The sequence below is a fragment of the Citrobacter sp. C1 genome (assembly GCF_014596895.2).
Classification (GTDB): Bacteria; Pseudomonadota; Gammaproteobacteria; order Enterobacterales; family Enterobacteriaceae; genus Citrobacter; species Citrobacter gillenii.
The window spans coordinates 2,354,731-2,367,256 of the sequence record NZ_CP115035.1; the positions used below are offsets into that span (position 1 = coordinate 2,354,731).

Here is a 12,526-nt window from a genome sequence, read left to right on the forward strand (position 1 = left end):
GAATGTTTGCACTCTGTGATGTAAATGCATTCTATGCCAGCTGTGAGACCGTGTTTCGCCCGGATTTGAAAGGCCGCCCGGTGGTGGTGCTATCGAATAACGACGGCTGCGTCATTGCCCGCAGCGCCGAAGCCAAAGGGCTGGTAACAATGGGCGCACCTTATTTCAAACAGAAAGAAATTTTCCGCCGGCACGGGATTATTACCTTCAGCAGCAACTATGAACTGTACGCCGATATGAGCCAGCGGGTGATGACCACCCTGGAAGAGATCGCGCCACGGGTGGAGATCTACTCAATTGATGAGGCGTTTTGCGATCTCTCTGGAGTCAGGAATTGCTGCAATTTGGCGGCGTTTGGACGTGAAATTCGACACACGCTGCACAAGCGCACACATCTGCTCGTCGGCGTAGGTATTGCGCCCACCAAAACCCTCGCGAAGCTGGCGAACCATGCGGCCAAAAAGTGGCAACAGCAGACGGGCGGCGTAGTGGACCTCTCGAACAGGGAACGCCAGCGTAAGCTGATGGCGGCGCTTCCGGTCGATGATGTTTGGGGCGTTGGTCGCCGTACCAGCAAGAAACTCGACGCGATGGGTATCAAGAGTGCGCTGGATCTGGCGGATACCCACACTGATGTTATCCGCAAGCATTTCAGCGTGGTACTGGAGCGTACCGTACGTGAACTACGCGGTGAACCCTGCCTGGGTTTTGAAGAGTTTGCAGCGGTGAAGCAGGAAATCATCTGCTCAAGATCGTTTGGTGAGAGGCTCACGGATTACAACGCCATGCGGGAGGCGATTTGCGCCTATGCCGCGCGTGCAGCAGAAAAATTGCGCGGGGAACACCAGTATTGTCAGTTTATCTCTGCGTTTATTAAAACCAGTCCATTTGCCCCGAATGAACCTTATTATGCTAATAGCGCGTCGACCAAATTGCTGATCCCCACCCAGGATAGTCGGGATATTATCAATGCGGCAACACGCTGCCTGGACGTTATCTGGCGAGACGGACTGCGCTATCAAAAAGCGGGCGTGATGCTGGGGGATTTTTTCAGTTCAGGCGTGGCACAGTTGAATCTGTTTGATGACAATGGCCCTCGACGCAACAGCGCGGAGTTGATGACCGTGGTGGATCGGCTCAATAAAGAAGGGCGCGGAACGCTCTGGTTTGCCGGGCAGGGAATAGAACAGCAGTGGAAAATGAAACGAGGAATGCTATCCCCACGGTATACCACGCGTTTTGCGGATTTGCTGCGGGTGAGTTGATTGTATAAAACAGGGAGATGTTATTTATTTTCTGGAGACGCCTCGCATTTATTTAATTACCCGATACTGGTGGTCAATGGCGCCTCTCCTCATGACCCCATAAATTTCACCGTTTACACGGGGCTATTAAATGAAATACCATACCCCCCTATAGTATCCGGAGGGCGTATGCCGCATTCACCTGAAGATAAAAAACGCATTCTCACTCGTGTACGACGTATTCGTGGGCAGGTTGATGCGCTCGAGCGCGCGCTGGAGTCAGGCGAACCCTGTCTGGCGATCCTGCAACAAATTGCCGCCGTACGCGGCGCATCCAACGGCCTGATGGGCGAAATGGTTGAGATCCACCTGAAGGATGAACTGGTCAGTGGGGAGACCACCCCGGACCAGCGTGCCGTGCGTATGGCTGAAATCGGCCATCTTCTGCGCGCTTATCTAAAATAACACCATCACCTCGCAATAATGGGAAGAGACAAATGAAATCACGTGCTGCAGTTGCATTTGGCCCCGGCCAACCGTTAAAAATTGTCGAAATCGACGTCGCGCCGCCAAAAAAAGGGGAAGTGCTGGTTAAAATCACCCACACCGGTGTGTGTCATACAGACGCATTTACGCTCTCGGGCGACGATCCGGAAGGTGTATTCCCGGCAGTACTGGGCCATGAAGGCGGCGGCATTGTGGTTGAAGTGGGCGAAGGCGTCACCAGCCTGCGACCGGGCGACCATGTGATCCCGCTGTACACCGCCGAATGTGGCGAGTGTAAGTTCTGTAAATCGGGCAAAACCAACCTCTGTCAGGCCGTGCGCGCGACCCAGGGTAAAGGTCTGATGCCAGACGGCACAACGCGTTTTTCTTACAACGGCGAGCCGATTTATCACTACATGGGCACCAGCACCTTCAGTGAATATACCGTGTGCGCAGAGATCTCGCTGGCGAAGGTCAATCCACAGGCACCGCTGGACAAAGTCTGTCTGCTGGGCTGTGGCGTTACCACCGGGATAGGCGCCGTCCATAACACGGCAAAAGTAAAAGAAGGCGACACCGTGGCGGTGTTTGGTCTGGGCGGTATCGGTCTGGCGGTTATCCAGGGCGCGGTACAGGCGAAAGCCGGGCGCATTTTAGCGGTCGATACCAACCCGGAGAAATTCAAGCTGGCCGGTGAAATGGGTGCGACAGATTTCATCAATCCGAACGATTACGATAAGCCGGTGCAGGACGTGATTGTTGAGCTTACCGACGGCGGCGTGGACTTCAGCTTTGAATGCATCGGTAATGTGAACGTGATGCGTGCTGCGCTGGAGTGCTGCCACAAGGGGTGGGGCGAGAGCATCATCATTGGCGTGGCGGGCGCTGGGCAGGAGATCAAAACACGTCCGTTCCAGCTGGTGACCGGACGCGTCTGGCGCGGCTCCGCATTTGGTGGTGTAAAAGGGCGTACGCAGCTGCCGGGCATGGTCGAAGACGCAATGAGCGGGAAAATTCAGTTAGATCCGTTTATTACGCATCGCCTGCCGCTGGAGCAGATCAACGAGGCGTTCGATTTAATGCATCAGGGTAAGTCTATTCGTACTGTTATCCACTTTGGCGATAACTGATCCATCCGCCAGCGGAACTCTCCGCTGGCACTTTCCTGAATTTTTTAGAATGATGTTGTGAAAGTGTGACGAAACCGGCGCTTTTCGCGGTAAGCAATCCTGGCGGATTGCCGATGACTATCTATCGGGCGTGTTTTCACGCATAAACCCTACAAGAGAGTCGACGGTCATGGACAACACAACATCGATGCAGGCCCAGCATAAACTGGGCTTCCTGCATCAAATCCGACTGGTTCCGCTGTTTTCCTCCATTCTCGGTGGCATCCTTCTGCTGTTCGCCTTAAGTTCCGGGCTGGCGAGCTATTTTCTTATGCAGGCCGACCGCGATCAGCGCGATGTGACTGATGAAATTCAGGTCAGGATGGGGTTATCGAACAGCTCTAACCACTTGCGCACCTCGCGTATCAATATGATCCATGCTGGTGCGGCGAGTCGTATTGCCGAAATGGACGATATGAAGGCCAATATTGCGGAGGCGGAAAAGCGGATTAAGCAGTCGCAGGAGGGCTTTAATGCCTATCTGTCTCGGGCGGTGAAAACGCCGGCAGATGAAGCGCTGGACGCTGAACTGAGCGCCAGTTTCAAAGCCTATATCGACGGTTTGCAGCCGATGCTCAAATACGCCAAAAACGGCATGTTTGAAGCGATCATTAACCATGAAAATGAACAGGCCAGACCGCTGGATACCGCCTACAACAAAGCGCTGCTGAAGGCCATTGAGATCCGCACCGCAAGGGCAAACCAGCTCAGTGAGCAGGCCCATCATCGGACACAAATTGGCATGGTCTTTATGCTGGGCGCATTCGGTCTGGCACTGGCATTGACGCTGATGACGTTTATGGTGCTGCGTCGTACCGTGATCCATCCGCTGCTGCGCGCCGCCCAACGCATTGAGCAAATCTCAGCGGGCGATCTGACCATGCAGGATGAGCCTACCGGGCGCAGCGAGATTGGTCGTTTGAGCCGTCATTTGCAGACTATGCAGCATTCACTGGTGAAAACCGTGGGAACCGTGCGTCAGGGGGCAGAAGAAATCTATCGCGGGACCAGTGAAATCTCTATGGGGAATACGGACCTGTCATCGCGTACGGAAGAGCAGGCTGCGGCGATTGAACAGACGGCGGCCAGTATGGAAGAGCTGACGGCTACGGTGAAACAGAACGCCGATAATGCACATCATGCCAGCAAACTGGCGGAAGATGCTTCCGGCAAAGCCAGTCGGGGTGGTCAGATGGTTTCTGGCGTGGTGCATACCATGGGCAACATTTCGACCAGCTCGAAGAAAATCTCTGAAATTACCGCCGTCATCAACAGCATTGCTTTCCAGACCAACATCCTGGCGCTGAATGCGGCGGTGGAAGCGGCGCGAGCAGGCGAGCAAGGGCGCGGCTTTGCGGTGGTGGCCAGCGAAGTGCGTACACTGGCAAGCCGTAGTGCCCAGGCAGCAAAAGAGATTGAAGGATTAATCAGCGAATCCGTACGGCTGATTGATCAAGGCTCCGGGGAAGTGGTGGCTGCAGGCAATACCATGACGGATATCGTCGATGCGGTAAAACGCGTGACCGATATTATGCTGGAGATTGCTGCCGCCTCCGATGAGCAAAGTCGGGGCATCGTGCAGGTGAGCCAGGCGATTTCAGAGATGGACAAAGTCACGCAGCAAAACGCTTCGCTGGTCGAAGAAGCGTCTGCTGCTGCGGCCTCGCTGGAGGAGCAGGCTGCACGTTTAACCCAGGCGGTTGGCACCTTTCGCTTGCAGGGCGGCAGCGTGAAAAAACGCTCGCCCCTTGCTGCCACACCGGTTTATTCGTCGCCGCAAACGTCGCCATCCCACGGTGAGAATTGGGAAACGTTTTAACGATAAAGGGACCCGCGGGTCCCTTTATTTTTGGCGGCGGGAAAGATCAAAACGGGACAGTTTTGCGGATCGCGGCGATGAGGATCTGTGCGGCGGTAGAGAGCTGAACGTCGCTACGGGTCAAAATGCCAATGGGTTCGCCGGATCCTTGCGACGGTATCGGTAATGACACCAGTGTGGCCTGGCGTAAATCTTCCCGCACCGCGCCTGACGGCACAAACCATACGTAGTCGTAATCCACTGTCAACTGGCGCGACAGCGATGCCGACAGCGTTTCAATACAACCTCGCGGCAGTTCACACCCCTGGCTTAGCAGCAGGGCTTCCGCATGCTGCCTCGGCGCGGTACCTTTTGGCGATACCACGACCGGCCACTCCATCACCCGGCTTAGCGTGATGGTTTCCTGCAACAGCGGGTGGTTAGGGCGTACTACCAGCTTGAGCGACTCGAGAAATAATAATTCGTAGTTTAGCCCGACCATGAGTTCCGCATCGGCCATCCGGCCAATACCGAGATCGATTTCCCCGGATTTTAACCCAGCGAGGATCATCGGGTTACTCATGGTGGCAACTTGCAGCGTGGTCTCCATTTGCTGCTTGTGGAACGGACCAATGACGGCGGGAAGAATACCCAGTGCAGCCGTCGGTAGTGCCCCGATGCGCACGACATCATTATGTGCTTCTTCCCGACGATTTAATGCCTGACCGGCCGTATTGAGCGCGTCCAGCACTCTTACCGCATGGGTAAGAAACTGTTCGCCGGGTAGCGTTAACTGCGCACCAAGGCGACCGCGCTCGAAGAGGCGTGTCCCGGTCAGTTGCTCCAGTTCGTTGAGTGTTTTGGAGAGAGCCGGTTGACTCAGGTTTAGGGTTTCAGCCGCGCGCCCCAGCGTCCCCTGTTGGGCAACGGCGACAAAAGTGTGAAGATGGCGCAAGCGAATACGCTGATTGAACAGAACATTTTTTTCCATAAGCGATGTTAAAAACAGAGCCGTATCGGTAGCAAGTAAAGTTGTTGGTTTTTGATAACCTGATAGCAAAATATTATTAACATTTATCGTATTTTACTTACAACTGATTTATTTTGCTTATGTTTTGTACTGCCTGACTGCGCAGCGGGATCATGGAAGGGAATGTACCCGATCGTTATACTTTGGTTATTGTTCTCTTCACATTACAAGGCACTGATTAATGATACATGTCATAGGGCACCTTAATCCCGATAGCGATGCCATCTGCACCGCCGCGATGACTGCGCGCTGGTTAACCTTACGCGGCCAGCAGGCGACGGCATGGCGCGCGGGTGAACCTAACCGTGAAACGCAATTTATCTTTGAGCACGCGGGACTTTCGATGCCCGAACTGCTGACGTTTCCGTTGACCGACAGAGATGTCTGGCTGGTGGATTTTACTGAACCCGCTCAGGGTCCAGACTCTCTGGCTGAGAGTAATGTCGTTGGTATTATCGATCATCACCGCCTCGGCGGTTTGATGACGCGTTTACCGCCGGAAGTGTGGGTGAAACCGGTCGGCAGTAGCGCGACGCTGTTATGGCAACTGATGTCGGAAGAGGAGCGTCGCCAGATCTCTTCCTCCGAGGCCGTGTTGCTGCTGGGGGCCATTTTGAGTGACACTGTCACGCTACGCTCACCTACCACTACGGCAGACGACTGCCAGGCGGTGGACGCGTTGGTCGAAAAAACGGGAGTTGATCGGGAGGCATTCTGCCGCGACCTGCTATCAGCTAAAACCAGCGTGGAGGGGATGAGCGCCCGGCAACTTCTCAATAAAGATTGCAAAACGTTCACGATTCATGGGCACCAGGTCTGCGTGGCGCAGCTCGAGCTTTACGCACTGGATCAGGTGGCGCCGGTGCTGGACGATTTGCGTGCGGAAATGGTGCGCTATGCTGAGGAACGCCACGCTGCGCTGGTCGTGCTGATGCTGACGGATATCAACAAAGGCGACACCAGCCTGTGGTTTGCCGGAAAAGAACTGACAGATATCGCGCAGCCCTGCAAGGTTGAAGGGATGCTGAGTCGTAAAAAACAGATGCTGCCGTGGCTGGAAAACCATTTGAAACCACGCCAGTAAGCACCGTTCATCGTCTACGCGGGTGGGGGGAATTCATGCGGGATCACAGTTTGATATTCGGTATGAATATTAAAAACAACCAGTTGCGAGCTTGTGCAGGTAGTTATTGTATGAAACTGTTGTGATAGCAGCAAGCAAGAACATACACAGGAGTACGTAGTATTCATAGCGCTGGACAAATTTGTCTAGCGGGAATACTCCTCACTTTCTCGGGGAAATCCCCGAGAAAGAATAGTTTTCTCTGGACAATTTTGTCCATTGAAATTAAGCCATTTTAAGCGGTTTTGTGAGTAGATAAGGTGATTGCCTGCCTTGCATCATTTAAACGCTCTGTAGGCTGTCTGGTTAGTCGTCCTTCGGACTCTATACCATTTTGATCTTTCATAGCCAAAGCTATTCACCATGTAGGCGGTGTGATAATTCTCACAGCGGTGAATGTGCTTATTAGTGCGGTAGTAAGAAGGGGAATAATTAACGCAGTAGTAGTATCAAAACTCTTTCCGGTGAAATAAAAACAGAAAAGGGAACCATAATATTAGGCTACCCCTTCTCAACTATTCTAAATGCACAAAAATGTGCATTAATCTTTCCTAAGCTCTCTCAGCTTATCCATCAGCTTACTTAATTCCTCCATTAACCTATTATGATCACGTTCTTCTGATTCTTTCATAATACGTTCTGCTTCTTCCCGTCTTGCCGTACTCAATAGCCGTTCACGTTCTTCAACCTGCTTTCTTAATCGTTGTTCGAATTCTTCTACATCGATGGAAGCTACTACCACTGGATTCTCTAGCAGTTGGTACAGGGGAGTAAATAATTCTGTATAGGGATCTATAGCGTCTACAGTAGGAGGTGAGCGATAGTAGGTTAAACCCTTTCTCCATCGTGCAAGCTGTGCATAGTTCAGGCTAGGTTTCTTCCCTGTACCATCATATGCTTCTTTCACAGCATCCAACACAGCAGCAGGTTTCACACCCTTGCTTATCTTGAGCGCTTCCTTCATACGCTTCTCTTGTGGCTGTGTGCTATCTCCGAGCAATATTAAATTAACGTTCTTCATCATATGCCCCTAAAAAGTTAAGGCCGTATGTTAATACACACTGCCTTTTACGTTCAAGCGTCCTCTGCTGGTTCCCAGTCTGGAAAGATAGCTTTCATCTGATCGATAGCTTTCTGTTTAGCTCGTGTTGCAGCTTGTTCTACAAAGGCTGCTACTTCTGCTTGAGTCTCAAGTTCAATCTTTTCCACGATACCAGCAAAAATAGATTTCTGATTGTCCTCAGAAGCAACCATAGCAATCATCTGATTCTGTTCCTGTGACGCTCTGAGAAGCTCCGTAAGGCGGTTAACCTCTTCCTTTAGCTTGTCCTCTTTACTCTTGCCTGAACGTTGCTGAGAGGCTCCTAGCTCGTTAGCGAAGAAGTTAGTTAACCAACGTTCTTGTAAACGACAGCCAGCAGAAGCATTTAACCACTTCAAGAGAACACGCAAATTAACACGTTTCTCTTTTACAGCATCACGCAGCTTAGCCAGTTCAACACCACGAGAAACAGACACACCTGCTTCATTGTTAGATTTCTTAAATGGATCAAGATTAATCAATTTTAGAAAATCACCCGCATTAAGCATCATTTGCAATATCTCCATTCACAAATTTATTTCCACTAAAAAAAAGGCCGGATTTCTCCAGCCCTAATGTTGTATAAAACAGTGCTTTTAGTTAGATATTCCAATACAAGATGACACTATCACCGTGTTTATCGTTGTACACAGTAGTAACATTTGCTGGAGTAGGATCGACAGCAGGTGTTACATCGGCTGCTGGTGCTACATGAATAACAACCGGAGTTGGCTGTGGTACAACAGGAGTCAGTGGAACAACGTGAATCACCACAGGAGTTGGTGCAGGTGGTGTAATGTCAGTGATCGTTTTCACTGTACCAGTTTTCAGGTTGGCAACTTTCTCAGCATAGTGAGCTGGACCATACATGCCGACAGTTGCAATACCCAGCGTATTCACTGAACGTTCAAAGCCATACTCACCATAGGTGGCAACATGCTTGTTATAACCAATACCAGCCTGCTCATTGCCCACATAACCTTGCATGTGGACAGTTACGCCAGTATCGTCACGAACCGCTACCGTACGGCTACGGAAGTCTGGTGCGATTGCTGTCTGAGCAACACGAGTCATGTCACCAGATTTCAGCATGTGGTTAACGACGCCAGCATTTGCTACATCGTTATATGCTTTCACTGTCCCAATCGCAGTGTCGCCGTCTTTGGTAGCATGAACACTCAGACCACCAATACCGTCAGCATAGCTACGAATACTCACATGAGATACTTCACCGTTAGTGATGGCTTTAGTGTGAGAACGCATATCAGCAGACACAACTGTAGAAGTTTCACGAGTTATATCACCAATGGTGGTGGTAGTTGTGCCCATGAAAGTGCCGTCTTTAAAAGACGCGGTATGAGTGGTATGGTCTGCAATGTTCTGAGCAACAGGATGATCGCTCATGTTGATAGAACCTTTAGAGAAGCCAGTGAATCCGCCACTAGCGTTCATACGCCCTGCCAGTTTACCACCGAAGGAGTGGCTACCAAACGCATGACCAATATTACCACCATGACCATGACCATGACCACCAAAGTTGTGACCACCCATTCCGCCATGACCACCATGACCATGAGCAAAAGCAGACATTGGAAGAACAATTAACATTGCAACCACTGATTTCTTAAACATTATGAAAACTCCATTTAGGATTAATAGGGTGCTATCATCATTAATTCTTTATTTATCGTTTTATTTATCGTATGCCGTCTTTCACATAAGTAATTGAAGCTGTGATAGCCATAAGAGCACCAACCCAAACAGCAGGAATGAAAGCAATTAGAGCAATAAATCCCGCGCCTAAACCAGCCATATAAAATTGATCGTCTGTCAGCCAAGCTAACCACCAATAAACACGATCACTTCCATATTCCATGAACATAATAAAGCTCACGAGAACATACCAGCCTCCAACTTAAAATCCTCTGTTGAGATTTATTTATATAGAAACTCTTGAACAATATTAATTGCTTATTCACTTGGTGCTTTAGTTTTACCTTGTATATCAACATAAGTTAGAACTTGTCCATTATGTTCTACATAGGCGTGATCAGAGTGGTTATCAGTGAGTTAGTCAGACTTTCTTCCTTCTTATCTTGAATAAGTACAGTTGCATTGTGCAGATAGGTTTCTGTCATTCCGTCATCATATGAGATAAACACATCTTCAACAATTTGCCAAAAAGCGACCACAACAAGATTGATAAATGAAACAGGATGAATAGCAACATCACCCGCTTTCACATTCATTGTGTACACCTCTACAACATTACGGCTGCTGTAGCTGAAATCATGTCTATCATCTGTTTTTCGATGCGAACAAGATCAGCTAACAGGGCATCATAACGACGATATTCACCAACAGGAAGATTAAACACAATGTCCATTTCTCCTCGTTCTTGACACGCATTGGAGGAAGCAACAACGTATTCAAAACCACGCTTATCAGTAGCTGAACGAATGGCCCCTTGCACTTGCTTGATGTTTGACTCTGTTACCTTAATCATTGCATGGCATTAAAAGTTAGCCGTCATTAGTGACGGGGGAGTGCATTATCAATAAACACAAACGCAAACACAATGATAAACATAGCGAAGCGTATGATATGAGCACGAATGGTTAATTGTGGTTGATATGTGTTCTATTTTAAGTGCCATTCATGCTTTGCATGATTGTTAACTTTCAATGGGTAAATCAACGGATAAACCACGGAGGTATTGAGTGGTACGTTCTCGTGTATTGTGTTAGCCAGTATGTGATGGCAATGAGGCATGTAGTACGGGGAAGATTTTATAACGCGTGAGTTATTTACAAGTAAATCTATACCCACCTGTGTATGATATGGACTACTCAATACACAACATACAAGAGGAATGCACATAACATAGGGTGCGTGTGACTAAGTGTGTGATATGTCTACGATGAAGTGATAACAGGAGATTATCACGGTGAGAGAACGAGATAGTTTAGCAAGAGTGATCGATTACCTGTAGGCCATGTCACAGGGTAGGGTACACTGAATCGCCTCGTGTTTTCTATGATTCCAGTGTGACCCGCATGATTGCTGGATCTTTAATGTCTCCGTGCTTATCAAAAGTTTGGGTGCTAATCACAGATTGTAAATTCTTCCCACCGGACTCGGTAGCGTTCTCTACACTCCAGGTAATATTCACTGGAGGCATGACATTATGGCGAACACCATCACGGCAGATGAGATTCGGGAACAATTTTCGCAGGCAATGTCAGCAATGTACCAGCAGGAAGTCCCGCAGTACGGCACGTTGCTGGAACTTGTCGCTGATGTGAATCTGGCGGTACTGGAAAATAACCCGACGCTGCATGAAAAACTGGCCAATGCGGATGAGTTAGCGCGTCTTAACGTTGAGCGCCACGGTGCGATCCGGGTAGGGACCGCGCAGGAATTATCCACGCTGCGGCGGATGTTTGCCATTATGGGCATGTACCCGGTCAGCTATTACGATCTCTCCCTGGCGGGCGTTCCCGTCCATTCCACGGCGTTTCGCCCCATCGATGATGCTTCGCTTTCGCGTAATCCGTTTCGGGTGTTTACCTCGCTATTGCGTCTCGAGTTGATCGATAACGTAACATTACGCCAGCGGGCTGCGGATATTCTCGCAAAACGCGATATTTTTACGCGCCGTTGCCACGAATTACTGGATGAGTTTGATGCGCAGGGTAGTTTTACATCTGCCCAGACTCAGGAATTTGTGCATGAAGCATTGGAAACCTTCCGCTGGCATCAGCACGCTACGGTAGATGAAGAGACCTATCACGCGCTACACAACGAACATCGACTGATTGCTGATGTGGTGTGTTTCCCCGGTTGCCACATCAACCACCTGACGCCACGCACGCTGGATATCGACCGTGTGCAGTCGATGATGCCGGAATGTGGCATTGAACCGAAAATCCTCATTGAAGGGCCGCCGCGTCGCGAGGTGCCTATTCTGCTGCGCCAGACCAGCTTTAAAGCGCTGGAGGAGGCGGTGCTGTTTGCCGGTGAAATGCGTGGTACGCATACCGCACGTTTTGGCGAGATTGAACAGCGTGGCGTGGCGCTGACCCCAAAAGGCAGGCAGTTATATGATGAACTTCTGAGTCACGCGGGAACGGGTAAAGACAACCTGACGCACCAGCTGCATCTTCAAGAGGTGTTTAAAGCCTTCCCTGACAGTGAGTTTTTGCTACGCCAGCAGGGGCTGGCCTGGTTCCGCTATCGACTAACGCCGTCGGGCGAGGCGCATCGTCAGGCGATCCGACCGGAGGATGACCCGCAGCCGCTGATCGAACGAGGCTGGCTGGTGGCTCAACCGATCACCTACGAAGATTTCTTACCGGTGAGCGCTGCGGGCATTTTCCAGTCTAATCTGGGCAATGAAACCCAGGCGCGCAGTCATGGTAACGCCAGTCGGGATGCGTTTGAACAGGCGCTGGGCTGTGCGGTTTATGATGAGTTTGTGCTGTATCGGGAGGCTGAAGAGCGCAGTAAACGGCGCTGTGGTTTACTTTAATGGAATTTACACGGGATTCGGTCTGTTCCCATCGACATAATATATTTTCGATTTTGTACAGATA

13 protein-coding genes are annotated in these 12,526 nt (G+C 50.3%); 6 read left to right on the top strand and 7 right to left on the bottom strand.

Features of this window, described 5'->3' with window-relative positions; all coding sequences use genetic code 11:
* Positions 1-2: 2 nt before the first annotated feature.
* The 4 genes from IB214_RS11395 to IB214_RS11410 all read left to right on the top strand — a co-directional run bounded on the left by IB214_RS11395 (position 3) and on the right by IB214_RS11410 (position 4,718).
* The gene (locus IB214_RS11395; RefSeq protein ID WP_117342846.1) at positions 3-1,265 is read left to right on the top strand and encodes a Y-family DNA polymerase; all 1,263 of its coding nucleotides are present in this window, start codon (positions 3-5) and stop codon (positions 1,263-1,265) included.
* Positions 1,266-1,433: 168 nt separating this feature from the next.
* Complete coding sequence (locus tag IB214_RS11400) at positions 1,434-1,709, top strand: metal/formaldehyde-sensitive transcriptional repressor (RefSeq protein WP_003833178.1); 276 nt, start codon at positions 1,434-1,436, stop codon at positions 1,707-1,709.
* A 32-nt stretch (positions 1,710-1,741) separates the two neighbouring features.
* Positions 1,742-2,860 carry an S-(hydroxymethyl)glutathione dehydrogenase/class III alcohol dehydrogenase gene (locus IB214_RS11405; protein WP_117342845.1) on the top strand — a complete coding sequence of 373 codons (1,119 nt, stop codon included), beginning with the start codon at positions 1,742-1,744 and terminating at the stop codon, positions 2,858-2,860.
* 169 nt (positions 2,861-3,029) lie between these two features.
* Entirely contained in the window at positions 3,030-4,718 is a 1,689-nt protein-coding gene (locus IB214_RS11410; protein WP_117342844.1) for a methyl-accepting chemotaxis protein, read from the top strand.
* 46 nt (positions 4,719-4,764) lie between these two features.
* Here IB214_RS11410 and IB214_RS11415 read toward each other — a convergent pair whose 3' ends face one another.
* Complete coding sequence (locus IB214_RS11415) at positions 4,765-5,688, bottom strand: LysR substrate-binding domain-containing protein (RefSeq protein ID WP_117342843.1); 924 nt, start codon at positions 5,686-5,688, stop codon at positions 4,765-4,767.
* Between the two features lie 220 nt (positions 5,689-5,908).
* On the opposite strand from IB214_RS11415, the gene IB214_RS11420 reads away from it, so the two are divergent.
* Positions 5,909-6,811, top strand: a complete 903-nt coding sequence (locus IB214_RS11420; RefSeq protein ID WP_115258433.1) for a manganese-dependent inorganic pyrophosphatase — start codon at positions 5,909-5,911, stop codon at positions 6,809-6,811.
* 580 nt (positions 6,812-7,391) lie between these two features.
* Here the strand turns inward: IB214_RS11420 and IB214_RS11425 are convergent.
* The 6 genes from IB214_RS11425 to IB214_RS11450 form a co-directional block, all read right to left on the bottom strand.
* Positions 7,392-7,874 (bottom strand): hypothetical protein, encoded by a 483-nt coding sequence (locus IB214_RS11425; protein ID WP_135911998.1) that lies wholly within the window; start codon positions 7,872-7,874, stop codon positions 7,392-7,394.
* A 50-nt stretch (positions 7,875-7,924) separates the two neighbouring features.
* The gene (locus IB214_RS11430; RefSeq protein WP_135953053.1) at positions 7,925-8,443 is read right to left on the bottom strand and encodes a hypothetical protein; all 519 of its coding nucleotides are present in this window, start codon (positions 8,441-8,443) and stop codon (positions 7,925-7,927) included.
* A gap of 88 nt (positions 8,444-8,531) precedes the next feature.
* Positions 8,532-9,563: a hypothetical protein gene (locus IB214_RS11435; RefSeq protein ID WP_117342841.1), complete on the bottom strand. Its 1,032-nt coding sequence runs from the start codon at positions 9,561-9,563 to the stop codon at positions 8,532-8,534.
* 64 nt (positions 9,564-9,627) lie between these two features.
* Positions 9,628-9,825 carry a hypothetical protein gene (locus IB214_RS11440; RefSeq protein WP_115258436.1) on the bottom strand — a complete coding sequence of 66 codons (198 nt, stop codon included), beginning with the start codon at positions 9,823-9,825 and terminating at the stop codon, positions 9,628-9,630.
* A gap of 142 nt (positions 9,826-9,967) precedes the next feature.
* On the bottom strand, positions 9,968-10,180 hold the full coding sequence (locus IB214_RS11445) for a hypothetical protein (RefSeq protein WP_117342840.1): 213 nt from the start codon (positions 10,178-10,180) through the stop codon (positions 9,968-9,970).
* 11 nt (positions 10,181-10,191) lie between these two features.
* The gene (locus IB214_RS11450; RefSeq protein WP_135953052.1) at positions 10,192-10,437 is read right to left on the bottom strand and encodes a hypothetical protein; all 246 of its coding nucleotides are present in this window, start codon (positions 10,435-10,437) and stop codon (positions 10,192-10,194) included.
* A 681-nt stretch (positions 10,438-11,118) separates the two neighbouring features.
* Here IB214_RS11450 and IB214_RS11455 point away from each other — a divergent pair.
* Positions 11,119-12,462 carry a VOC family protein gene (locus tag IB214_RS11455; protein ID WP_117342839.1) on the top strand — a complete coding sequence of 448 codons (1,344 nt, stop codon included), beginning with the start codon at positions 11,119-11,121 and terminating at the stop codon, positions 12,460-12,462.
* Positions 12,463-12,526 lie beyond the last annotated feature (64 nt).

Coding starts and splice junctions, on each gene's coding strand:
- IB214_RS11395 (WP_117342846.1), top strand. CDS start 3: ATGTTTGCACTCTGTGATGTAAATGCATTCTATGCCAGCTGTGAGACC.
- IB214_RS11400 (WP_003833178.1), top strand. CDS start 1,434: ATGCCGCATTCACCTGAAGATAAAAAACGCATTCTCACTCGTGTACGA.
- IB214_RS11405 (WP_117342845.1), top strand. CDS start 1,742: ATGAAATCACGTGCTGCAGTTGCATTTGGCCCCGGCCAACCGTTAAAA.
- IB214_RS11410 (WP_117342844.1), top strand. CDS start 3,030: ATGGACAACACAACATCGATGCAGGCCCAGCATAAACTGGGCTTCCTG.
- IB214_RS11415 (WP_117342843.1), bottom strand. CDS start 5,688: ATGGAAAAAAATGTTCTGTTCAATCAGCGTATTCGCTTGCGCCATCTT.
- IB214_RS11420 (WP_115258433.1), top strand. CDS start 5,909: ATGATACATGTCATAGGGCACCTTAATCCCGATAGCGATGCCATCTGC.
- IB214_RS11425 (WP_135911998.1), bottom strand. CDS start 7,874: ATGATGAAGAACGTTAATTTAATATTGCTCGGAGATAGCACACAGCCA.
- IB214_RS11430 (WP_135953053.1), bottom strand. CDS start 8,443: ATGATGCTTAATGCGGGTGATTTTCTAAAATTGATTAATCTTGATCCA.
- IB214_RS11435 (WP_117342841.1), bottom strand. CDS start 9,563: ATGTTTAAGAAATCAGTGGTTGCAATGTTAATTGTTCTTCCAATGTCT.
- IB214_RS11445 (WP_117342840.1), bottom strand. CDS start 10,180: ATGAATGTGAAAGCGGGTGATGTTGCTATTCATCCTGTTTCATTTATC.
- IB214_RS11450 (WP_135953052.1), bottom strand. CDS start 10,437: ATGATTAAGGTAACAGAGTCAAACATCAAGCAAGTGCAAGGGGCCATT.
- IB214_RS11455 (WP_117342839.1), top strand. CDS start 11,119: ATGGCGAACACCATCACGGCAGATGAGATTCGGGAACAATTTTCGCAG.